Origin of the sequence: Rhodopseudomonas palustris (assembly GCF_003226555.1) — a bacterium.
GTDB classification, from domain to species: Bacteria; Pseudomonadota; Alphaproteobacteria; order Rhizobiales; family Xanthobacteraceae; genus Rhodopseudomonas; species Rhodopseudomonas palustris_I.
In genome coordinates, this window is the sequence record NZ_QKQS01000023.1 from 720,765 (window position 1) to 741,944 (window position 21,180).

20 protein-coding genes are annotated in these 21,180 nt (G+C 66.0%); 12 read left to right on the forward strand and 8 right to left on the reverse strand.

Annotated features, from left to right (window positions below):
- Window positions 1–7: 7 nt before the first annotated feature.
- Together thpR and DNX69_RS15830 are read right to left on the reverse strand one after the other, a co-directional pair.
- Window positions 8–562: an RNA 2',3'-cyclic phosphodiesterase gene (gene thpR / locus DNX69_RS15825; protein WP_110786910.1), complete on the reverse strand. Its 555-nt coding sequence runs from the start codon at window positions 560–562 to the stop codon at window positions 8–10.
- 207 nt (window positions 563–769) lie between these two features.
- Complete coding sequence (locus tag DNX69_RS15830) at window positions 770–1,462, reverse strand: arylesterase (RefSeq protein ID WP_165825272.1); 693 nt, start codon at window positions 1,460–1,462, stop codon at window positions 770–772.
- On the opposite strand from DNX69_RS15830, the gene DNX69_RS15835 reads away from it, so the two are divergent.
- The 4 genes from DNX69_RS15835 to DNX69_RS15850 all read left to right on the forward strand — a co-directional run bounded on the left by DNX69_RS15835 (window position 1,461) and on the right by DNX69_RS15850 (window position 6,692).
- The gene (locus tag DNX69_RS15835; RefSeq protein WP_110786911.1) at window positions 1,461–2,201 is read left to right on the forward strand and encodes an ABC transporter ATP-binding protein; all 741 of its coding nucleotides are present in this window, start codon (window positions 1,461–1,463) and stop codon (window positions 2,199–2,201) included. The genes DNX69_RS15830 and DNX69_RS15835 overlap by 2 nt on opposite strands.
- A 3-nt stretch (window positions 2,202–2,204) precedes the next feature.
- A complete protein-coding gene (locus DNX69_RS15840; protein WP_110786912.1) occupies window positions 2,205–4,775 on the forward strand; it encodes an ABC transporter permease in 2,571 nt (856 codons plus the stop codon).
- Window positions 4,776–5,103: 328 nt separating this feature from the next.
- The gene (locus tag DNX69_RS15845) at window positions 5,104–5,895 is read left to right on the forward strand and encodes a Bax inhibitor-1/YccA family protein (RefSeq protein ID WP_110786913.1); all 792 of its coding nucleotides are present in this window, start codon (window positions 5,104–5,106) and stop codon (window positions 5,893–5,895) included.
- A gap of 245 nt (window positions 5,896–6,140) precedes the next feature.
- The gene (locus DNX69_RS15850) at window positions 6,141–6,692 is read left to right on the forward strand and encodes a GNAT family N-acetyltransferase (RefSeq protein WP_110787652.1); all 552 of its coding nucleotides are present in this window, start codon (window positions 6,141–6,143) and stop codon (window positions 6,690–6,692) included.
- Window positions 6,693–6,847: 155 nt separating this feature from the next.
- Here the strand turns inward: DNX69_RS15850 and DNX69_RS15855 are convergent, their stop codons facing one another.
- From DNX69_RS15855 to acnA, 3 genes are all read right to left on the reverse strand, one after another.
- The gene (locus tag DNX69_RS15855) at window positions 6,848–7,216 is read right to left on the reverse strand and encodes a DUF2794 domain-containing protein (RefSeq protein WP_110786914.1); all 369 of its coding nucleotides are present in this window, start codon (window positions 7,214–7,216) and stop codon (window positions 6,848–6,850) included.
- A gap of 412 nt (window positions 7,217–7,628) precedes the next feature.
- A complete protein-coding gene (locus DNX69_RS15860) occupies window positions 7,629–8,384 on the reverse strand; it encodes a DUF1223 domain-containing protein (protein WP_110786915.1) in 756 nt (251 codons plus the stop codon).
- A gap of 167 nt (window positions 8,385–8,551) precedes the next feature.
- Window positions 8,552–11,269, reverse strand: a complete 2,718-nt coding sequence (gene acnA / locus DNX69_RS15865) for an aconitate hydratase AcnA (protein ID WP_110786916.1) — start codon at window positions 11,267–11,269, stop codon at window positions 8,552–8,554.
- 215 nt (window positions 11,270–11,484) lie between these two features.
- Here acnA and ccmA point away from each other — a divergent pair, with 215 nt between their 5' ends.
- The 6 genes from ccmA to DNX69_RS15895 all read left to right on the forward strand — a co-directional run bounded on the left by ccmA (window position 11,485) and on the right by DNX69_RS15895 (window position 14,868).
- The gene (gene ccmA / locus DNX69_RS15870) at window positions 11,485–12,087 is read left to right on the forward strand and encodes a heme ABC exporter ATP-binding protein CcmA (RefSeq protein WP_110786917.1); all 603 of its coding nucleotides are present in this window, start codon (window positions 11,485–11,487) and stop codon (window positions 12,085–12,087) included.
- A complete protein-coding gene (ccmB, locus tag DNX69_RS15875) occupies window positions 12,084–12,752 on the forward strand; it encodes a heme exporter protein CcmB (RefSeq protein ID WP_110786918.1) in 669 nt (222 codons plus the stop codon). The genes ccmA and ccmB overlap by 4 nt, the downstream gene beginning before the upstream one ends.
- A 93-nt stretch (window positions 12,753–12,845) precedes the next feature.
- Entirely contained in the window at window positions 12,846–13,580 is a 735-nt protein-coding gene (locus tag DNX69_RS15880; RefSeq protein ID WP_110786919.1) for a heme ABC transporter permease, read from the forward strand.
- A complete protein-coding gene (gene ccmD / locus DNX69_RS15885; protein ID WP_110786920.1) occupies window positions 13,580–13,753 on the forward strand; it encodes a heme exporter protein CcmD in 174 nt (57 codons plus the stop codon). Before DNX69_RS15880 ends, ccmD begins: the two co-directional genes overlap by 1 nt.
- A 15-nt stretch (window positions 13,754–13,768) precedes the next feature.
- Window positions 13,769–14,365, forward strand: a complete 597-nt coding sequence (locus DNX69_RS15890; RefSeq protein ID WP_110786921.1) for a DsbE family thiol:disulfide interchange protein — start codon at window positions 13,769–13,771, stop codon at window positions 14,363–14,365.
- 140 nt (window positions 14,366–14,505) lie between these two features.
- Window positions 14,506–14,868, forward strand: coding sequence for a ComEA family DNA-binding protein (locus tag DNX69_RS15895; RefSeq protein ID WP_207803154.1), 363 nt, complete (start codon window positions 14,506–14,508; stop codon window positions 14,866–14,868).
- Between the two features lie 145 nt (window positions 14,869–15,013).
- On the opposite strand, the gene DNX69_RS15900 is transcribed toward DNX69_RS15895, so the two are convergent.
- Both DNX69_RS15900 and ftsY read right to left on the reverse strand, forming a co-directional pair.
- Complete coding sequence (locus DNX69_RS15900; RefSeq protein WP_110786923.1) at window positions 15,014–15,631, reverse strand: septation protein A; 618 nt, start codon at window positions 15,629–15,631, stop codon at window positions 15,014–15,016.
- Window positions 15,628–16,575 carry a signal recognition particle-docking protein FtsY gene (gene ftsY, locus DNX69_RS15905; protein ID WP_110786924.1) on the reverse strand — a complete coding sequence of 316 codons (948 nt, stop codon included), beginning with the start codon at window positions 16,573–16,575 and terminating at the stop codon, window positions 15,628–15,630. The genes DNX69_RS15900 and ftsY overlap by 4 nt, the downstream gene beginning before the upstream one ends.
- Before the next feature lie 28 nt (window positions 16,576–16,603).
- On the opposite strand from ftsY, the gene DNX69_RS15910 reads away from it, so the two are divergent.
- Window positions 16,604–17,485, forward strand: coding sequence for an RluA family pseudouridine synthase (locus DNX69_RS15910; protein ID WP_110786925.1), 882 nt, complete (start codon window positions 16,604–16,606; stop codon window positions 17,483–17,485).
- 5 nt (window positions 17,486–17,490) lie between these two features.
- On the opposite strand, the gene DNX69_RS15915 is transcribed toward DNX69_RS15910, so the two are convergent.
- Window positions 17,491–18,588 (reverse strand): DNA topoisomerase IB, encoded by a 1,098-nt coding sequence (locus tag DNX69_RS15915; protein WP_110786926.1) that lies wholly within the window; start codon window positions 18,586–18,588, stop codon window positions 17,491–17,493.
- A gap of 385 nt (window positions 18,589–18,973) precedes the next feature.
- On the opposite strand from DNX69_RS15915, the gene acs reads away from it, so the two are divergent.
- The gene (gene acs, locus DNX69_RS15920) at window positions 18,974–20,926 is read left to right on the forward strand and encodes an acetate--CoA ligase (protein WP_165825273.1); all 1,953 of its coding nucleotides are present in this window, start codon (window positions 18,974–18,976) and stop codon (window positions 20,924–20,926) included.
- Window positions 20,927–21,180 lie beyond the last annotated feature (254 nt).

Below are 21,180 nucleotides of genomic sequence, written 5' to 3' on the forward strand. Positions count from 1 at the left end.
CGGAGAGCTATGCGCGAGACCGAGGGGCGGTCAGCTCGTAAGGCGCCTCGACCACATACGGGCCGCCGCCGGTCGATGCCCGCGCCGAATACAGCACGAACCGCTCGGCCTTGAACACCTTGGACGGGAAGTAGCCGCGGATCGACAGATAGTCGGCGACATCGCGACTGGAGACGTCGCCGCGCAGCCGCGCCAGGGTGACGTGCGGGGTGAACTTCCGTCCCTCGGGATCGAGCCCGACCCGCTGCATCAGCCGCTCGAGTTCGGCCTGCAGTTCGATCAGCGGTTTCGACGGCACCACCGAAGCTACCACGGCGCGGGGCTTCTTGCCGCCGAAGCTGGACAGCCCCTGCAGCGTGACTTCGAACGGCTTGCGATTGACCCGGAACAGCGTCGAGGCGATCTCGTTGGCGGTGATGCCATCGATGTCGCCGATGAACCGCAAGGTGAGATGATAATCGTCCGGATCGACCCAGCGCGCCCCCGGTAATCCACCACGTAAACTCGACAGGGTCTGGCTGATCTCGGCCGGAATCTCCAGTCCCGTAAACAAACGCGGCATCGGCACACCCTCGAACCTGAGGCCCGATTGCGGCTGCCTATCCCGATCGTGGGGCCGTCCCGCGCAGGGACACGGCAGTCCGCAAAACGTCCGGCGAATCAACGATACGATTCTGTACCGCGTTTGTGTAACAGCGCTACAGCGGAGCCCACCCAGGGCCCAAAAAGCTGAGGGCAATCCGCCCCTTAAGCTCGGATGGCCGCTTTCTCAGCGGCTCTGCATCTGGAGCGGGCGGAGCAGCGCCTCGACCTTGGGCAAAATCCGCTCGACGATGACGTCGACACCCGCCGCCGTCGGATGAATGCCGTCGGCCTGGTTGAGGTTCGACACCGCAGCGACACCATCGAGGAAGAACGGATACACCGGCACGTCATACTGCTTGGCGAGCTCCGGATAGATCGCGTCGAACTGCGCCGCGTAGTCCTTGCCGTAGTTCGGCGGCGCCAGCATGCCGGCGAGCAGCACCGGCAGATTGCGCGCCTTCAGCCGCTTCAGGATCGCGTCCAACGCCTTGCGCGGAACCTTCGGATCGGTGCCGCGCAACGCATCGTTGGCTCCGAGCTCGACGATGACCGCGTCGGCATCGGGCGGCACCGACCAGTCGAGCCGCTCCAGGCCGCCGCTGGCGGTATCGCCGGACACGCCGGCATTCACCATCTCGGTGTCTATGCCCTTGGCTTTGAGCGCCTTTTGCAGCTTGGCCGGAAACGCATCGGCGGCCGGCAGGCCGTAGCCGGCGGTCAGCGAGTCGCCGAGCACCACGACTTTCAACGGCTTGGCGACCACCTCGGCCCGCGCACTTTGTCCGGGCGATGCCGCCAGTCCAAGTCCCAGGACCAGCGCGATCGTGCGCGCCCACCCCTCGACCGCCAAGATTGAATAGCCATATGAGGCAGCCATGGACAGTCTCATTGAACCCTCGTCATTGGCCGGTGCGCCGGACAGTATCGCGATCTCCAACGTCAACCTGTCGCTGGGCAGCGGCGCCGCGCGGGTGCACATCCTCAAGGACATCAGCCTGCGCGTCGGCTCCGGCGAGGCGATCGGACTGATCGGCCCGTCCGGCTCCGGCAAGTCCACCCTGCTGATGGTGATGGCCGGGCTGGAGCGGCCCGACAGCGGTCAGGTGGTGGTGGGTGGCACCTCGTTCAATGGTTTGGACGAAGACGCGTTGGCCCGCTTCCGCGGCCGCCAGATCGGAATCGTGTTTCAGTCCTTCCACCTGATCCCGACCATGACAGCGCTGGAAAACGTGGCAGTGCCGCTGGAGCTGGCCGGTCAGGCCAATGCGGCGGACCGCGCGGCCCAGGAGCTGGCGTCGGTGGGGCTCGGTGAACGGCTGCACCATTACCCGTCGCAGCTCTCCGGCGGCGAGCAGCAGCGCGTCGCGCTCGCTCGAGCGCTGGCTCCCGACCCGGCGATCCTGGTCGCGGACGAGCCGACCGGCAATCTCGACGAGACCACCGGCCGGCAGATCGTCGACCTGCTGTTCACCAAGCATGCCGAACGGGGCATGACGCTGGTATTGGTGACCCACGACTCGTCGCTGGCGCAACGCTGCGACCGGGTGGTGCGGCTGCGCTCCGGGCGGATCGACGCGACGCAGCCGGGCTCCGCCGCGCGCGCAAGGTCGGCCTGATCGATGAGCGTCGTTGCCGAGACGCCGCCACGTGCCCGCTCGTGGTCGCTGCCGCTGCGCTACGCGCTGCGCGAGATGCGCGGCGGGCTGAGCGGATTTTACGTATTCATCGCTTGTATCGCGCTCGGCGTGATGGCGATCGCCGGCGTCGGCTCGGTCGCGGCCAGTCTCGGTGACGGCCTCGCCCGCGAGGGCCGCACCCTGCTCGGCGGCGATGCGGCGTTCTCGCTGATCCAGCGCGAGGCGACGCCCAGCGAAGTGGCTTTCCTGCGCAGCCGGGGCGAGGTCTCGGTCGCCGCCACGATGCGCGGAATGGCGCGGACCGAAGACGGCCGCTCCGCCCTGGTCGAGCTGAAGGCGGTCGACGGTGCCTATCCGCTGCTCGGCGAGCTGAAACTCGAGCCCCCGATGCCGGTCGCCGACCTGCTTGCCCGGCGTGACGACGCTTATGGCGCCGCCGCCGACCCCGCCCTGCTGGCGCGGCTCGATCTGAAGGTCGGCGACAAGGTCATGATCGGCAGCGACACCTTCCAGATCCGCAGCGTTGTCGCCGCCGAGCCCGACAAGCTGTCCGGCAATATCGGCTTCGGTCCGCGGTTTCTGATTAGCGACGAGGGCCTGCGCGCAACGCAGTTGTTGCAGCCGGGCAGTCTGGTGCGCTGGATCTATCGCGTCCGTCTGCCGGACAACGGCGCTGACGACCGCGCGGCACAGCGGCTGGTCGATGACACCCGGGCGGCGCTGCCGCATGCCGGCTGGGAGATCCGCACCCGTGGCAACGCCTCGCCGCAGCTCGAACGCACCATCACTCGCTTCACCCAGTTCCTGACCCTGGTCGGCCTCGCCGCGCTGGTGGTGGGGGGCGTCGGCGTCGCCAACGCGGTGAAGAGCCATATCGATCGCCGCCGCGACGTCATCGCCACGTTCAAGGCGGTCGGCGGCACCGGCGGCAGCGTGTTCGCGATCTATCTGACCCAGGTGATTGTGCTCGCCGTGATCGGTGCGGCGATCGGACTGGCGCTCGGGGCCGCAATCCCGTTCGCGATCGTCGGCCTGTTCGGCCAATTGCTGCCGCTGCCGGTGATCGCCGCAGTGCATCCGGGCGAGCTGGCGCTGTCGTTGCTGTACGGCCTGCTGACCGCGCTGGCGTTCGGCCTATGGCCGCTGGCGCAGGTTCGTGATGTGCCGGTGGCGATGCTGTTCCGGGAGGCTGCGACCGCGATCGGTCACCGCCCGGGGGTGAAGGATCTGGCCTGGATCGGTCTCGTCGTCGCGGTGCTGCTGACGCTCGTGATCGGCCTGTCTTACGACAAGCGGATAGCGCTTGCGGTCGTCGGCGCCACGCTCGCGGTGTTCGTGCTGCTGCGCGGCGTTGCCGCCGCCCTGATGGCGATCGCGCGGCGGCTGCCGCGGTCGCGCATCACCATGCTGCGACTTGCGGTCGCCAACATCCATCGTCCCGGCGCGCTGACGCCCTCGGTCGTGCTGTCGCTGGGCCTCGGCCTCGCGGTGCTGGTCACGGTCTCGCAGGTCGACGGCAATCTGCAGCGACAGTTCACGGCGGCGCTGCCCGAGAAGGCGCCGACCTTCTTCTTCATCGACATTCCCTCCAGCGAGACTGAGCAATTCGGCACCTTCCTGCACCAGATCGCGCCGAACGCGACGCTCGAGGATGTGCCGATGCTGCGCGGGCGGATCGTCGCGGCCCGCGGTGTCCGTGCCGAGGATCTCAAGCCGGCGCCGGACGCCGAATGGGTGCTGCAGAGCGACCGCGGCCTGACCTACGCCGCCGAGGTCCCCGCCGGCTCGAAGGTTGTCGAAGGGCGGTGGTGGCCGAAGAACTACAGCGGTCCGCCGCTAGTGTCGTTCGACAAGAAACTGGCCCAGGGGCTCGGCCTGACGATCGGCGACAAGGTCACGGTGAACGTGCTGGGCCGCGAGATCACCGCGACGATCTCCAACCTGCGCAGCATCGACTGGCAAAGCCTCGGCATCAATTTCGTCGTGGTGTTTTCGCCCGACACCTTCCGCGGCGCGCCGCACACCCATATCGCCACGCTGACCGAGAGCGGCAGCACGCCGCAGAGCGACGCCGCCGTGATCAAGCAGGTGGCCGACCGGTTTCCGATGGTGACGTCGGTCCGGGTGCGCGAGGCGCTGGAGACGGTCGGCGGCGTGGTGGCGAACCTGGTGCTCGCGGTGCGCGGCGCCAGTGCCGTCACGCTGATCTCGGCCATCCTGGTGCTCGGCGGCGCGCTCGCCGCCGGCCATCGCCACCGGGTCTATGACGCTGTGATCCTGAAGACGCTCGGCGCCACCCGGGCGCGGCTGATCGGGGCCTTCGCGCTCGAATACGCGATGATCGGCCTCGCCACAGCGGCTTTTGCAGTGATCGCCGGCTCTGTCGCCGCGTGGCTGATTGTCACACGGTTGATGACGCTCAGCTTCGTCTGGCAGGCCGGATCGGCGGCAGGCGTGGTGGTGGCCGCGCTGGCGGTCACCGTCGGCCTTGGACTGATCGGCACATGGCTGGCCCTCAACCAGAAGCCCGCTTCCGTTCTGCGCAATTTATAGTTATGCAGCCCCGCGGCATCGGGCTGCGCGGCGTGTTGGCACTCCCCTTCGACGGCCCCTGAAACAGGCCGGAAACCATGGGTTTCGACCAAGGTCGGACGCTGGTTTCTTTACCCTTCCGGAGCGGAGCGACATTCAGCCGCGCATAATATCTTGCCTGGACCGTGTTAGTTTCCCACATATCAGAATGGGTCGGACGGCTCGATGAACAGGCGTTCATAATGGGTTCAACCTCGAACTCCATACGCCTCGTCACTCCGTCCGGGATAGATTAGTACTGGCTTTCGCCACCCTTCGCGACCGGCCAGACAAACTCGGGATCTCGACCATGTCGGACTTGGACCGCAACTACACTTCTCCCTTCGGCCGGGCCGCCGGACGCGTCGATACCGCGACCGTCGACGCCGGGCTGCGCGCCTACATGCTGCGCATCTACAACTACATGACGATCGGCCTGGCCATCACCGGTCTGGCCGCTCTCGGCGTCTATATGGGCGCCGTGACCACGGACGCTGGCGCCGCCGCCGCACGGGTCGGCAACACCATGCTGACCTCGTTCGGCGTGGCGATGTTCGTCAGCCCGCTGAAGTGGGTGTTCATCCTCGCCCCGCTGGCGATGGTGTTCGTCATTTCCTTCGGCATCAACCGCCTGAAGCCGCAGACCGCACAGCTGCTGTTCTGGGCGTTCTCGGCGCTGATGGGCATCTCGCTGTCGTCGATCTTCCTGGTGTACACCCACACCTCGATCGTCCGGGTGTTCTTCATCACCGCGGCGGCGTTCGGTGCGCTGAGCCTTTATGGCTACACCACCAAGCGTGACATGACCGGGATGGGCTCGTTCCTGATCATGGGCCTGTTCGGCGTCGTGATCGCCAGCCTGGTGAACCTGTTCGTCGCCTCGTCGATGCTGCAGTTCATCGTCTCGGTGGTGGGCGTGCTGGTGTTCGCCGGCCTGACCGCCTGGGACACTCAGCGGCTGAAGAACGACTACATCTACGGCTACGGCTCGATGGGCGGCGACGTCGCCGAGCGGGCCGCCATCACCGGCGCGCTGTCGCTGTACCTGAACTTCATCAACCTGTTCACGCTGCTGCTGCAGCTGCTGGGACAGAAGAAATAAGCCCCTTCACCTCGGTGAAACCAAAAGCCCCGGCCTCGCGCCGGGGCTTTTTTGTTGGGCGAACGAACGTCCGAACCAAAGAACTTGCGCAAGGCGCCTCACCGCAAACGCCCGCCATGGCCAGGCTCGACCCGGCGATCCATCCTTTGAGAGGAACGGTTTATGCCTCGCGAACAGGATGGATACGCGGGGCGAGCCCGCGTATGACGCTGAGACTGGCGATCCGCTCCGAACCCGAATTTCGCATGTCCGACCTCCTCGTCCGCCCCGCCACGCCTGCCGATCTGCCCGCCATCACCGCGATCTATGAGCAGGCGGTGCGCTTCGGCACCGCCACCTTCGAGCTGACACCGCCCGACCTCGCCGAGATGACGCGGCGGTTCGACTCCCTGATCGGAGGCGGCTTTCCGTATCTGGTCGCGGAAGCGGGCGGGACGATTGCCGGCTACGCCTATGCCGGACCGTACCGGCCGCGGCCGGCCTATCGGTTCACGGTCGAAAACTCGATCTATCTCGATCCAGCTGCACACCGCCGCGGCATCGGCAGCGCCTTGCTGCGCGATCTGATCGCCGAATGTACGGAACGCGGCTTCCGCCAGATGATCGCGGTGATCGGCGATTCCGCCAACGCCGCCTCGATCGCCCTGCACCGCAAGGCCGGGTTCGTCCCGATCGGCACCCACACCGACGTCGGCTTCAAATTCGGCCGCTGGCTGGACTCGGTGCTGATGCAGCGGATGCTGGGCGACGGCGGCAGGACGGTGCCGAAGGCAGAGGCAGGGCCGATTAACATGTGATGCCGTCACCCTCCGCGAAGGCGAAGGGCCCAGTATTCCAGAGAGTCGATGCTGATCACTGGCGCTGGGATACTCGGTCGCCCGGACAAGCCGGGTGATGACACGGGGGACCATCGAGACGCTTCGCCCCCGACCCAGCTCCGCCGCGGTTCGGGTCACACCAGCGCCAGCTTGCGGTCGATCACCAGCAGCACGCGGTCGAGTTCGTGGCCGCGGCGCAGGATCTGACCGGAGGCGCCGATCACGCAATACGCCCCCTGTTTGCGGGTGAGCCGCGGATCCTTGACGATGCGATAGATCGGGACTTCCGAAGCCCGCCGGAAGATCGAAAACACGGCGTGGTCTTTCAAAAAGTCGATGGCGTAATCGCGCCACTCACCAGCCGCGACCATCCGGCCATAGAGATTGAGGATGCGATTGAGCTCCAGGCGGTTGAAGGTAACCCGTCCCTGCAGCGGCGCGCCGCCTGAGCGCTCCGCTGCGCGGCTCTCGCTGGGATCAGCCTCCCCGGAAATCAGATCCATCGGCGCCTCCTGTCACGTCGCTGACATGATTGCGCCGCTGGCGCCGGGCCGCAAGAGGATCGAAAGCAGCAGGGCGTCAAAGCTGATCGGCGACCGCGCAATCTCACGGCTTCGTTAGGCGAATTCTTATTGCCGCCCGATTTTCGCCAACCGGGCGCCAAGCCGGCTTGCGATAAAACAATCACTGCGTTGGCCCGGTCACTTCGGCTTCGGATTCCTCAGCCCCCAGCCCCCTGAAGCAGTTGGGACCGGGCCTGTACGCAGAACCTCAATCCCCCTCCTGGGCCGACGCAAGTTGGTCCTTTTTTGTTTTTGGGCGCCAATCTACCGGCGCAGCTCCGCATCACGGAGCGCTCAGCCGAGCCGAATCGCCCGAGCTCGTTGCTCCCGCCGAAATCCAGACGATTGCCGTTCAGTTTAACGAGGTGAAGGCCGCCCCGAGCATCGCGCCGGGTTTGTCACGGCTGCCATTCTGGACGTACACCGCCGCCGCATCGACGCCGTCGCCGACGACGTTCTCCAGCGGCACGGTCCATTGCTCGGCAGCGCCGTTCCAATCCCCGACCTTCAGCAGATTGCGCACGACGTTATGATAGGTGACGTGGCGCCCGCGATTCTCGCCGCGGCCGATCTCGATCGGGATCGCTTTCGACACCCCGCAGATCCAGACTTCACCATGCCTCGCGGGATCGCCGTCAGGGGCCGCAGCGACCACGACCTTGATCTCCTTGCCCTCGACCGACAGCGACACCGGAACGTTCATCACCCCGGCAGATCGATCGGTGGTCTTGATCGCGCTGTCGATGCCCGCCCGGTTGCTGCCGACCAGATGCGCCGAGCCGTTGACGACGACCTGCGGGGTGAACACGTCGCGGTCGCCCCGCACTTGCGAATAGGCCTTCTGGCGGGCGGTGAAGCGGGCGTCGGCGAGCGTGTCTTTCCAGCCGAGGTAGTCCCAATAGTCGATCGGTAGGCTGAGGGCGATCACCGACGGATCGTGGGCGAGCTCACCGATGATCTTGTCCGCCGGCGGACAGGACGAGCAACCTTGCGAGGTGAAGAGCTCGACGACGGCACGGGGCTCGGCGGCAGCAAGATCCACCGTCGCGATCGTCACGCACAGGCCGAGTGCGCCGGACCACCGCGAAAATCCACCAACACCGTTCATCGTCGTTTGCCGAACCGCCTTGGCGAGAGAGCTTCGGGACGGCGGAGCGCCGCCCTCCAACGAGGAGCCTTAAAACGAAAAGGCGGCCCTTTGCATAGGCCGCCTTCCGTTCACCTGCCACTCACTTCGCAGTGAGGCGATCTTCTACTCTTGGCTGAGCTCGCGGCTCAGGCTGCGAGCTTGCGCAGCACGTAGTGCAGAATACCGCCGTTGCGATAGTAATCGAGTTCGTCGAGCGTATCGATGCGGCACAGCAGCGGCACGCGCTTGCGCTTGCCTTCGGCCGAGGTGATCTCGGCTTCCAGCATCTGACGCGGCTTGAGGTCGCCTTCGAGACCGCGGATCGTGACCTTCTCGTTGCCCTTCAGGCCGAGCGACGCCCACGAGGTGCCCTCTTCGAAGGTCAGCGGCAACACGCCCATGCCGACCAGGTTCGAGCGATGGATGCGTTCGAAGCTCTGGCAGATCACGGCGCGAACGCCGAGCAGACGGGTGCCCTTCGCGGCCCAGTCGCGCGACGAACCGTTGCCGTATTCGGCACCGGCGAACACCACGAGCGGCACCTTCTCTTCCTGGTACTTCATGGCGGCGTCGTAGATCGACATCTGCTCGCCGTCCGGCCAGTGCTTGGTGAGGCCGCCTTCCGGAATGTTGCCGTCGGCGCCCTTCAGCATGTGGTTCTTGATGCGGATGTTGGCGAAGGTGCCGCGCATCATGACTTCGTGGTTACCACGGCGGGTGCCGTACTGGTTGAAGTCGGCCGGCCGCACCTGGTGCTCCGACAGATACTTGCCTGCCGGCGACGTCAGCTTGATCGAGCCCGCCGGCGAGATGTGGTCGGTGGTGATCTTGTCGCCGAACAGCGCCAGGACACGGGCGTCGACGACGTCGACGATCGGCTCCGGCTGCTTGGTCATGCCTTCGAAATACGGCGGGTTCTGTACGTAGGTCGAGCCCATGTTCCACTTGTAGGTCTCGCTCTCGACCGTCTTGATCTTGCGCCAGTTGGTGTCTCCCTTGAACACGTCGGCGTAGCGCGACTTGAACACCTTGGAGGTGACGAACTTCTTGACGAAGGCGTTGATCTCCTTGGTGGTCGGCCAGATGTCCTTCAGATACACCGGCTTGCCGTCCTTGCCGGTGCCGATCGGCTCGACCGCGAGGTTCTTGGTGACGCTGCCGGCGAGCGCATAGGCGACCACCAGCGGCGGCGAGGCGAGGTAGTTCGCCTGCACGTCCGGCGACACTCGGCCTTCGAAGTTGCGGTTGCCCGACAGCACGGCGGCGGCAACGATGCCGTTGTCGTTGATCGACTTCGAGATCTCTTCCGGCAGCGGGCCGGAATTGCCGATGCAGGTGGTGCAGCCGAAACCGACGAGGTTGAAGCCGACCTTGTCGAGATCCTTCTGCAGACCCGAATTGGCCAGATACTCGGCCACGACCTGTGAGCCGGGCGCCAGCGAGGTCTTCACCCACGGCGCCGACTTCAAGCCCTTGGCGGCGGCATTGCGGGCCAGCAGGCCGGCGCCGATCAGCACGCTCGGGTTCGAGGTGTTGGTGCAGGAGGTGATCGCGGCGATCACCACGTCGCCGTGGCCGAGATCGAAATTGCGGCCTTCGACCTTGTAGCGGGCGCCGTCGAGCGCCTTCTTGTACTCGGCGTCCATCGCGGCCGTGAAGCCCTCGGACACCCCCGACAGCGCGATGCGGCCCTCGGGGCGCTTCGGACCGGCCATCGACGGCACGACGTCGGCAAGGTCCAGCGTCAACGTCACCGTGAAGACCGGATCGGGCGACTTGGCGGTGCGGTACAGACCCTGCGCCTTGGCGTATTTCTCGACCAGCGCGACGCGGGCGGACGCGCGGCCCGAGGTCTTCAGGTAGTCGAGCGTTTCGGAATCGACCGGGAAGAAGCCGCAGGTCGCGCCGTATTCCGGCGCCATGTTGGCGATCGTGGCCTTGTCGGCAACCGAGAGGTGATCGAGGCCGGGGCCGAAGAATTCGACGAACTTGCCGACCACGCCCTGCTTGCGCAGCATCTGGGTGACGGTGAGCACCAAGTCGGTGGCGGTGACGCCTTCCTTGAGCGCGCCCTTGAGCTTGAAGCCGACCACTTCCGGTAGCAGCATCGACAGCGGCTGGCCGAGCATCGCGGCTTCCGCCTCGATGCCGCCGACGCCCCAGCCGAGCACGGCGAGACCGTTGACCATGGTGGTGTGGGAGTCGGTGCCGACCAGCGTATCCGGATAGGCGACCTCGAAGGTGCCGGTCTTGCGACCGATGGTCATCTTCTGCTTCTTGGTCCAGACCGTCTGCGCCAGATATTCGAGATTGACCTGGTGGCAGATGCCGGTGCCGGGCGGCACCACCGAGAAGTTCGAGAACGCCTTCTGGCCCCACTTCAGGAACTCGTAGCGCTCCTGGTTCTGCTTGTATTCCTCGGCGACGTTCTTCTTGAACGCCTGGTTGTTGCCGAAGAAGTTGACGATCACCGAGTGGTCGATGACGAGGTCGACCGGCACCAGCGGGTTGATCTTCTCGGCGTCACCACCGAGCGCCTGCATGGCGTTGCGCATCGCCGCCAGATCGACCACCGCCGGCACGCCGGTGAAGTCCTGCATCAGCACGCGCGCCGGGCGGAACGCAATCTCGTGCTCCAGCGCCTTCTTCCGCATCCACTTCGCGACCGCCATGATGTCGGCCTTCTTGACGGTGCGGTCGTCCTCGTTGCGTAGCAAGTTTTCCAGCAGCACCTTCATCGAGTAGGGCAGGCGGGAAATGCCTTTCAGGCCGTTCTTCTCGGCGGTGGGCAGGCTGTAATAGACGTAAGACTTGCTGCCGACCTTGAGGATCTTCCGGCATTTGAAGCTGTCGAGCGAGGTCATGTAAGGCGGGTCCCAGATTATCGTTTTCGATGGGGCGAGCTTGTATGCTGGCTCCGGAGGGGCAGGCCGTCCGGCTTGCGGGCGCCGATCGTGTGCTGCATCAAGTTCCGGCTTATAGAACCTTTCCAATTGCGCCGCCAGTTCGACAATGACAGGCGAGCGCATCGATTTGTGAGTAGACCGTTCCGATCCCGGAGCGGAACAGGTTGGGATGCATGCGACTGTCCGGGCGCGACTTACGATGTGTACGAGGAGGCCGCGAGGTATTCGCCGAACTCGCCTTCGATGCAAGCGGCGGCGAGGCGCTGGCACTGGTCGGACACAATGGCGCCGGCAAGACGTCGCTGCTGCGGCTGATCGCCGGACTGCTGACACCGGAGGCCGGAACCATCACACTCGACGGCGGGGAACCGGATACGCCGGTGGCCGAACAGGCGCACTATCTCGGCCATCGCGACGCGCTCAAGCCGTCGCTCAGCGTCGCCGAAAATCTCGGCTTCTGGCGCGACTTTCTCGGCGGCGAGCGCGCCGACCTGGACACCAGCATCAAGGCGGTCGGGCTCGGTCACGCCGCCGAATTGCCGGCCGCGTATCTGTCCGCCGGGCAGCGCCGTCGGCTATCGATCGCCCGGCTGCTGGTGGTCCGGCGGCCGATCTGGCTGCTCGATGAGCCGACCTCCGCGCTCGACGTCAAAGGCCAGGACTTGTTCGTCGGCCTGATGCAGAACCACCTCGCCGCCGGCGGCATCATCGTCGCCGCCACCCATACCCCCCTCGGCATTCCGGTGCGCGAGCAGCGGATCGGAGCCGCAACATGACCGCGCTCGGCGCCATCGTACGCCGCGATATCAGGATCGCGCTCCGGGTCGGCGGCGGCGCACTGATCGGCGTGCTGTTCTTCCTCACCGTGGTGGTGCTGATGCCGTTCGCGGTCGGCCCCGACCTCGCCCTGTTGAAGCGGCTCGGCCCGGCCATCCTGTGGCTCGGCGCGCTGCTCGCCAGCCTGCTGACGCTTGACCGGCTGTTCACCGCCGACGCCGAGGACGGCTCGCTCGACCTGATCGTGATGAGCCGGACACCGCTGGAACTCACCTGCGCTGCCAAGGCGCTGGCGCATTGGCTGGCGGCCGGGCTGCCGCTGATCGTCGCTACCCCCGTCCTCGGCCTCCTGCTCAATCTCGACGGCAGCGCCTCGCTGGCCGTGATGGCGACGCTGCTGGCCGGCACGCCGGCCCTGACCTTCACCGGCATGATCGGCGCCGCGCTGGCGGTGACGCTGCGCCGCGGCGGGCTGCTGCTGGCCGTGCTGGTGCTTCCGCTGTCGATCCCGGTGCTGATCTTCGGCGTTTCCGCCTCGCAGGCGGCGATCGTCGGCCCGGTGTCTTTCGGCACCCCGTTCTCGATCCTGTGCGCGATCTCGCTGCTCAGCCTGGTGATCGGCCCGTTCGCCGCCGCCGCCAGCCTGCGGCAGGGGATGGATTAGGGCGCTTCACCTCCGATCAACTCCCGCGGAAGTCGGGGTCGATCTGCGCCATATCATTGCCTGAGACCGCTCCGGCCATTATCAGGGTGCGCCATGAAGCTGACCGAACTCGCCAACCCGACCCGGTTCCTGAGCTATGCCGGCCGCCTGCTGCCTTGGCTGGCCGGCGCGACCGCATTGGCGCTGGCGGTCGGGCTGACCCAGGCGATGCTGGCGCCGGACGACTACCAGCAGGGCGCCACCGTCAAGATCATGTTCGTGCATGTGCCGAACGCCTGGCTGGCGATGTTCGTCTGGGGAGTGATGAGCGTCGCCTCGCTCGGCACGCTGGTGTGGCGGCATCCGCTCGCCGACGTTGCGGCCAAGACCGCGGCACCGATCGGCGCCGCGTTCACGTTCCTGGCACTGGTCACCGGCTCGTTGTGGGGACGGCCGATGTGGGGCACCTATTGGGAATGGGACGCTCGGCTGACCTCGATGCTGGTGCTGTTTCTGATGTATCTCGGGCTGATCGCGCTGTGGCGCGCGGTCGAGGATCCGTCGCGGGCGGCCCGCGCCGCCGCCGTGCTCACCTTGGTCGGCGCCATCAACCTGCCGATCATCAAGTTTTCAGTCGACTGGTGGAATACGCTGCACCAGCCGGCTTCGGTGATGCGGATGGGCGGATCGACTCTGGACAAGGCGTTTCTGGTTCCGCTGCTGGTCACGGCAATCGGCTTCTCGCTGCTGTTTCTGACCCTGCATCTGGCGGCGATGCGCAACGAGATCCTGCGCCGGCGGGTGCGCTCGCTGCAAATGATGCAGGCCAGCCGGGCCGAGGCGGCGTGATGTTCGGCAAATACGCGGATTTCATCGTCTCGTCCTATGCCGCGACCGGCATCGTGGTGCTGTTGCTGATCGGCTGGGTGGTGCTCGACTATCGCAAGCAGAGGGCGCGGCTGCGCGACCTCGAAGCCCGCGGCGCGATCCGCCGCTCCGGCCGCAGCGCCACCGACCACTAACACCGACGGATCATCATGACCGATACGTTCGAACCCGCCTCGCCGAAGCGCCGATCTTGGCTGGTGGTCCTGCCGGCACTGCTGTTCGCCGGACTGGCGGTCCTGTTCTGGTTTCGACTCGGCGACAGCGACGTCTCGCGGATTCCCTCGGCGCTGATCGGCCGGCCGGCGCCGCAGACACCGCTGCCGCCGCTGGAGGGACTGACTCGCGACGGCACTCAGGTGGCTGGCCTCGATCCAGCGATGCTCAAGGGCAAGGTCAGCGTCGTCAACGTCTGGGCGTCGTGGTGCGTGCCGTGCCACGACGAGGCGCCGCTGCTGGTGACTCTGGCGCAGGACAGCCGGTTTCAGGTCATCGGGATCGACTACAAGGACAAGCCCGAGAATGCCCGCCGCTTCCTCGGCCGCTACGGCAATCCGTTCGCCGCGGTCGGGGTGGACGCCAACGGCCGCGCCGCGATCGAATGGGGCGTGTACGGCGTGCCGGAAACGTTCATCATCGGCCGTGACGGGAAGATCGCCTACAAGCTGGTCGGCCCGATCACACCGGACAACATCGAGAAGGTGCTGAAGCCGGAGATCGGCAAGGCATTGGTCGCGCCGCAGAGCTGATCGACCTGTTAGCACCGCCGAAAGCTCTTGAAAAATAAACCGGACCGTTTATCGGCCGTTCATCGCGCCGCCATTGCGGCGCCATGAATCCGGGATGAGCTTCGAAGCGTTACTAACAACGTCCTTTGGAGGGACATCCGATGGGTACTTCGACTTTGCGTCGCCTCACGCTCGCCCCGCTCGCCGCCGCCGTCGCGCTCGGCCTGCTCGTTTCCGCGCCCGCGATGGCGCAGACGCCGCAGCCCGCGACCAAGATGGCTCCGGCACCGAAGGCGGAGCCCAAGGCCGCCGCCCCCGCGAAGGCGGAGAAGACCGAGCTGCTCGACATCAATTCGGCGACCGCCGAACAGCTCGACGCGCTCCCCGGCGTCGGCAAGGCCTACTCCGCCGCGATCATCAAGGGGCGCCCCTACAAGGGCAAGGACGAGCTGGTGCACAAGAAGATCGTGCCGCAAAAGACCTACGACGGCATCAAGGACAAGATCATCGCCAAGCAGAAGTAAGCGTCTGCACTTCGTCATTCCGAGGAGCGTAGCGACGAAGCAATCCAGCGCCGTGCACTGAGCTGGATTGCTTCGCGGAGCCTGTGCTCGGACGGCGCGAAGCGCCGATCCGGGTGCTCGCAATGACGGGGAGAGGGAAGCGCTGTCAGCGCCCCGACACGTCGCCTTCGTCGGCGGCGCTTTGTTCGAGCGTCGCGGGCTCGACCGTGTAGCGCTTGGTCAGCGGCATTTGCATCAACGCGAACAGCATGGTCAGCGGCACCATGCCGAAGACCTTGAAGTTGACCCAGAAGTCGGTCGACTGCGTTCGCCACACCGCTTCGTTGAGCAGCGCCATCGCAAAGAAGAACAGCGCCCAGCGCAACGTCAGCTTCCGCCAGCCTTCCGGCGTCAGGTTGAACACCTGATCGAACATGACGGCGATGAAGGAGCGGCCGAACAGCAGCCCGCCGCCGAGCACCGCGCCGAACAACGTGTACACGATGGTCGGCTTCATCTTGATGAAGGTCTCGTCGTGCAACACCAGCGTCAGAGTGCCGAACACCAGCACCACCACGGCGGTGACGATCGCCATGATCGGCACATGCTTCGTGACCACATAAGAGGCGATGACCGCTGCGACCACCGCCACCATGAAGGCGCCGGTGGCGGCGAACAGATGAAACTTGGCATTGACGACGAAGAATACCAGCAGCGGCCCAAGCTCGGTCGCGAGCTTGAACAGCGGATGCGGCCGGTTCTTCTCGAGCAGGTCGTCGGTCATGCCGCCTCCGTGCCGGCGATCGCCTTGGCGAAATCACGCGCCGTGAACGGCGACAGATCGTCGGCGCTCTCGCCGACGCCGATGAAATGCACCGGCAGTTTATGCTTCTCGGCGATCGCCACCAGAATGCCGCCGCGGGCAGTGCCGTCGAGCTTGGTCATCACCAGCCCGGTGACGCCGGCGGTCTTGGTGAACGCCTCGACCTGCGACAGCGCGTTCTGACCGACGGTGGCGTCGAGCACGAGCAGCACCGCATGCGGCGCGCTGGCATCGACCTTCTTGATGACACGAACGATCTTCTCGAGCTCGCTCATCAGCTCGGTGCGGTTCTGCAGCCGGCCGGCGGTGTCGATCAGCAGCACATCGCGGCCCTGCTCCTTCGCCGAGGTGAGCGCGTTGAACGCCAACCCTGCGGCATCGGAGCCTTGCGCGCCGGCCACCACCGGCGTTCCGGTGCGCTCGCCCCAGACCTTGAGCTGGTCGATCGCCGCGGCCCGGAAAGTATCGCCGGCAGCCAGCATCACCTTGTGGCCCCCGGCGGCGAAATGCTGCGACAGCTTACCGATGGTGGTGGTCTTGCCGGAGCCGTTGACCCCGACCATCAGGATCACGAACGGCTTCTTGCCGGCGTCGATCTGCAGCGGCTGTGCCACCGGCGCCAGCACCTTCTCGACCTCCGCGGCGACGATCTCTTTGACATCGCTGGCCGAGATCATCTTGTCGTAGCGGCCCTCGCCGACCGCCTTGGCGATCCGCGACGCAACCTCCGTGCCGAGATCGGCGCGCAGCAGCACGTCCTCGATCTCCTCGAGCATCGCCCGGTCGAGCTTGCGCTTGGACACGAATTCCGACAGCGCCGTCCCGATCGAGCTCGAGGTGCGCTTCAGACCGCTGGACAGCCGCCGCCACCAGCTCTGTTTCGAATTTTCCGGAGTGTCGTTCATCAGGGCGCTGTGTTAGCCGTTTCGCGCCATGAACGAAAGCCACTCCGATCAATTCGAGCCGCCGGAACTGAGCCCGGAGGAGATCCAGGCACGCGTGCTGTATCGCGACGGGCTGATGCTGGTGATCGACAAACCGCCTGGCCTGCCGGTGCATCGCGGGCCGAAAGGCGGTCCGAATCTCGAAGCCTCGTTCGACGCGCTCCGCTACGGTTTGCCGCGCCCCCCGGTGCTGGCGCATCGGCTCGACCGCGACACCTCGGGCTGCCTGGTGCTCGGCCGCCATCGCAAGGCGACGGCCACGCTCGGGCTGCTGTTCAAGCATTCGCGGATTTCCAAGACCTATTGGGCGATCGTCGAGGGCGGCCCGGCCGAAGACGAAGGCAGCATCGACCTGCCGATCGGCAAGCTCAACGCCGAGCGCGGCTGGTGGCAAAAGATCGATCTGGAGCATGGACTGCCGTCGCTGACGAAATGGACCGTGCTCGGACGCTCGCCCTCCCCTCCCCCTTGCGGGGAGGGGGCGGGGGTGGGGGTCCACAGTGGGAGCCTCACTTCGGGGCGCCCTCACCCCACCCCTCTCCCGCAAGCGGGAGAGGGGGCTCTCAGTGCCGAGGGAGAGGGTGAGGGTCTGTCTCGAAAGCCGGGCGGTGCGCACCTCACCTGGCTGGCGCTCGAACCCGTCACCGGTCGCACCCACCAGCTCCGGGTGCATTGCGCCGCGATGGGCTGGCCGATCTTCGGCGACAACATCTATGGCAATGGCCCGCGGTTCGGCGAGCCGCGCTTGCATCTGCACGCCCGCGAGATCGTGATTCCGCTATCCCGCAACAAGCCGCCGGTGGTCGTGACCGCGCCGCCGCCGACCCATATGCAGCCGCGGCTCGCCGCCTGCGGCTGGGTGCCCGACTGACGGCCTCAGGCCGCTGCCGCCATCACCACTTGGGCGAGCAGCTGCTCGCGCTTGGCCTGGGAGCGGGTACCCTTCAGGGTCGATGCAAACCGTTCGAGAATGCCGTCCTCGAACGCAGTCACGATGGTGGCGTGCACATAGCTCTTGCGGCAGATCGCGGGGGTGTTGGCAAGCTCGTCGGCCGCAGCCCGCACCGCCTCCAGCACCTGCTTTCGCCGGCCGCGGGCACTGCTGGCCGGTTCGATCCGCGCCAGCGATTCCAGCACCACTGCCGAGGCCATCAGGGTGCGAAAGTCCTTCAGCGAAATCCGAATGCCCGCAAGTTCGCGCAGGAAGATGTTGACCTGGGAGGTCGAGACCAGGTGCACCGCGCCGTCGATGCCGACGTACTGGAATAGCCGTTTGCCCGGCAGCTTGCGCAAGATGCCGATGGCCCGTACCAGCCGGGCCGCGCCGCATTCCTTGCGCACCGCTTTGCCGCCCTTGGCCTTGAACGACAGGGTCACGCAGTCGTCCTCGATCGCCACGTTGGACTTCAGCAGCGTGGCGGCACCGCGGGTGCCGTTGAGCCGCGCATAAGATTCGCTGCCGGGCCGGATCGCGGTCCGGGCGATCAGCTCGATGACCGCGGCGAGTGCAAACTCCCGGGTCGGTTGATCACCCGACAGGTGTTTCGCGACCGCGCGGCGGATCTTCGGCAGCGCCCCGACGAGTTGCGCCAGCCGGTGCGCCTTGCGGGCTTCTCTCACCTTTTCCCAGTCTGAGTGGTAGCGGTACTGCAGCCGGCCGGCAGCATCGCGGCCGACCGCCTGCAGATGCGAGGCCGGATCTGCCGAATAGCGAACCTCCTGATAGGCCGGCGGTACCGCCAGCGCATTGAGCCGACGGATCGTGCTTTGCTGTTTCACCTGCGAACCGTCGGCGCGCAGATAATGCCAGCGCTTGCCGCGCTTGATGCGGCGGATGGTCAGATGATCGACCTCGCCCAAATGCAGACCGAAGTCCTCGGCGAGCTCGGCGACGCTCCCCGGCTCCACGGCCGCGCCGCCGCTCTGCGGGGTCGCGCCGGATTCGGGAAGTTCGAAATTCTGCCGATCGATCATGCCGTTAACACTCCCGCGCCAGAGCCAACAGCTAATGCGCTAGCCGCACAGTCGTTCCGGCAAGCGCGCCGCCGCTGCGCACGCATCGCGATCACGGCTCTGCACATGCGCGCGATCAGCGCCAAAAGTCGGATGACTGCACCGCTTGTCGCGGCCCGGCGGGCCGACGCATAATTGTCTCAACAACAACAGCCGGAGGCTGAGACGATCGCACGTCTCTTCACCGGCGATGCTCCCCCGTCACGTTTCCATGACTTCGCCCGGATCGCAGGATCAACGATCGGCGGAGCCAGACTTGTTGGCGGGTGAGTCGCCGGTTGCAGCGGGGTTGCGGTCGAGCACCGACGGCGGGTGCGGCATTGGCCGCGTTTTTGTGGAGGAACGAATGTCCGAGAAGATCTACGACGTGCCTGCCGAGTGGGCCAGCCGCGCTTTCGTCGACGATGCGAAATATCAGGAGATGTATGCGCGCTCGGTGAAAGACCCGAGCGGGTTCTGGGCGGAGCACGCGGGGCGCGTCGACTGGATCAAGGCGCCGACCAAGATCGACAATTGGTCGTTCGCGCCCGGCAACATCTCGATCAAATGGTTCGAGGACGGCGTGCTGAACGCCGCCTACAACTGCATCGACCGCCACCTCGCCAAGCGCGGCGACCAGGTCGCGATCATCTGGGAAGGCGACGATCCTTCGCAGTCGCGCAGCATCACCTATCGCGAGCTGCACGACGAGGTCTGCAAGTTCGCCAACATCCTGCGCAACCGCAATGTTGGCAAGGGCGACCGCGTCACCATCTATCTGCCGATGATCCCGGAAGCCGCGTTCGCGATGCTGGCCTGCGCCCGGATCGGCGCGATCCACTCGGTGGTGTTCGCCGGGTTCTCGCCGGACAGCCTCGCCGGCCGCATCAACGACTGCCAGTCCAAGATCGTCATTACCGCTGACGAAGGCCTGCGCGGCGGCAAAAAGGTGCCGCTGAAGGCCAATGTCGACGCCGCGCTGAAGAAGTGCGAGGGCGTCGATTGGGTGATGGTGGTCAAGCGCACTGGCGCCGCGGTCGAAATGGATGACGTCCGCGACTTCTGGTACCACGAAGCGGCCGAGATGGTGACGACCGAGTGCCCGGTCGAGCACATGCACGCCGAAGACCCGCTGTTCATCCTCTATACCTCGGGCTCGACCGGCCAGCCCAAGGGCGTGCTGCACACCACCGGCGGCTATCTGGTGTTCGCGTCGATGACGCACCAGTACGTCTTCGATTACCACGACGGCGACATCTACTGGTGCACCGCCGACGTCGGCTGGGTCACCGGCCACAGCTACATCCTGTATGGCCCGCTCGCCAACGGCGCCACCACGCTGATGTTCGAAGGCGTGCCGAACTACCCGAGCAATTCCCGGTTCTGGGAAGTGATCGACAAGCACAAGGTCAACATCTTCTACACCGCGCCGACCGCGATCCGCGCACTGATGCAGGCGGGCGACGAGCCGGTGAAGAAGACCTCGCGCAAATCGCTTCGCCTGCTAGGCTCGGTCGGCGAGCCGATCAATCCGGAAGCCTGGGAGTGGTACCACCGCGTGGTCGGCGAGGACCGCTGCCCGATCGTCGACACCTGGTGGCAGACCGAGACCGGCGGCATCCTGATCACGCCGCTGCCCGGCGCCACCAAGCTGAAGCCAGGCTCGGCGACCCGGCCGTTCTTCGGCGTGGTGCCCGAGATCCTCGATCCGGAAGGCAACGTGCTGGAAGGCGAATGCACCGGCAATCTCTGCCTCGCCCGCTCCTGGCCCGGCCAGATGCGGACGGTGTACGGCGACCATGCCCGGTTCGAGCAGACTTACTTCTCGGCCTACAAGGGCAAGTACTTCACCGGCGACGGCTGCCGCCGCGACGCCGACGGGTTCTACTGGATCACCGGCCGGGTCGACGACGTCATCAACGTCTCGGGCCACCGCATGGGCACCGCCGAGGTCGAATCCTCGCTGGTGGCGCACCCCAAGGTGTCGGAGGCCGCGGTCGTCGGCTATCCGCACGACATCAAGGGCCAGGGCATCTACGCCTACGTGACCCTGATGGCCGGCGAGGAGCCGACAGAGGATCTGCGCAAGGAGCTGGTCGCCTGGGTCCGCAAGGACATCGGCCCGATCGCCTCGCCCGACCTGATCCAGTTCGCGCCCGGACTGCCCAAGACCCGCTCCGGCAAAATCATGCGCCGGATCCTGCGCAAGATCGCCGAGGACGAGCCGTCGTCGCTCGGCGATACCTCGACCCTGGCGGACCCCGCAGTGGTCGACGACCTGGTCGAGCATCGCCAGAACAAGCACCACAAAGCGGGCTGATTCGTCCCCGCGGCTGCGGTCGCCTCGCCATCTAGCAAGGCCCCGCCTCCGATCCGGAGGCGGGGCCTCTCGCGTTTGGCGGGCACGATCACCCCATCGGCATTTGATAGTTGCTGCGGACAGGGCGCGGTTCGATCGGCCTCCCTTGGCCGCTGTGCTGATTCGATCACATCCGAGCGAGGATCGCCGCCGGCAGAGCGCTTTGCCGGCAGGTGTTGTTTGCCGGACATTTACTTTGTTCCCCGGATTTTCCT

Bases quoted from the DNA above. Each gene is read 5' to 3' on its own strand.
- DNX69_RS15860 (WP_110786915.1), bottom strand. From the start codon at position 8,384: ATGAACGGTGTTGGTGGATTTTCGCGGTGGTCCGGCGCACTCGGCCTG.
- ccmB (WP_110786918.1), top strand. From the start codon at position 12,084: ATGACCGCGCTCGGCGCCATCGTACGCCGCGATATCAGGATCGCGCTC.
- DNX69_RS15890 (WP_110786921.1), top strand. From the start codon at position 13,769: ATGACCGATACGTTCGAACCCGCCTCGCCGAAGCGCCGATCTTGGCTG.
- DNX69_RS15835 (WP_110786911.1), top strand. From the start codon at position 1,461: ATGGACAGTCTCATTGAACCCTCGTCATTGGCCGGTGCGCCGGACAGT.
- DNX69_RS15840 (WP_110786912.1), top strand. From the start codon at position 2,205: ATGAGCGTCGTTGCCGAGACGCCGCCACGTGCCCGCTCGTGGTCGCTG.
- ftsY (WP_110786924.1), bottom strand. From the start codon at position 16,575: ATGAACGACACTCCGGAAAATTCGAAACAGAGCTGGTGGCGGCGGCTG.
- DNX69_RS15850 (WP_110787652.1), top strand. From the start codon at position 6,141: ATGTCCGACCTCCTCGTCCGCCCCGCCACGCCTGCCGATCTGCCCGCC.
- thpR (WP_110786910.1), bottom strand. From the start codon at position 562: ATGCCGCGTTTGTTTACGGGACTGGAGATTCCGGCCGAGATCAGCCAG.
- DNX69_RS15895 (WP_207803154.1), top strand. From the start codon at position 14,506: ATGGGTACTTCGACTTTGCGTCGCCTCACGCTCGCCCCGCTCGCCGCC.
- ccmD (WP_110786920.1), top strand. From the start codon at position 13,580: ATGTTCGGCAAATACGCGGATTTCATCGTCTCGTCCTATGCCGCGACC.
- DNX69_RS15910 (WP_110786925.1), top strand. From the start codon at position 16,604: ATGAACGAAAGCCACTCCGATCAATTCGAGCCGCCGGAACTGAGCCCG.
- DNX69_RS15900 (WP_110786923.1), bottom strand. From the start codon at position 15,631: ATGACCGACGACCTGCTCGAGAAGAACCGGCCGCATCCGCTGTTCAAG.
- DNX69_RS15830 (WP_165825272.1), bottom strand. From the start codon at position 1,462: ATGGCTGCCTCATATGGCTATTCAATCTTGGCGGTCGAGGGGTGGGCG.
- DNX69_RS15845 (WP_110786913.1), top strand. From the start codon at position 5,104: ATGTCGGACTTGGACCGCAACTACACTTCTCCCTTCGGCCGGGCCGCC.
- acnA (WP_110786916.1), bottom strand. From the start codon at position 11,269: ATGACCTCGCTCGACAGCTTCAAATGCCGGAAGATCCTCAAGGTCGGC.
- ccmA (WP_110786917.1), top strand. From the start codon at position 11,485: ATGCGACTGTCCGGGCGCGACTTACGATGTGTACGAGGAGGCCGCGAG.
- acs (WP_165825273.1), top strand. From the start codon at position 18,974: ATGTCCGAGAAGATCTACGACGTGCCTGCCGAGTGGGCCAGCCGCGCT.
- DNX69_RS15855 (WP_110786914.1), bottom strand. From the start codon at position 7,216: ATGGATCTGATTTCCGGGGAGGCTGATCCCAGCGAGAGCCGCGCAGCG.
- DNX69_RS15915 (WP_110786926.1), bottom strand. From the start codon at position 18,588: ATGATCGATCGGCAGAATTTCGAACTTCCCGAATCCGGCGCGACCCCG.
- DNX69_RS15880 (WP_110786919.1), top strand. From the start codon at position 12,846: ATGAAGCTGACCGAACTCGCCAACCCGACCCGGTTCCTGAGCTATGCC.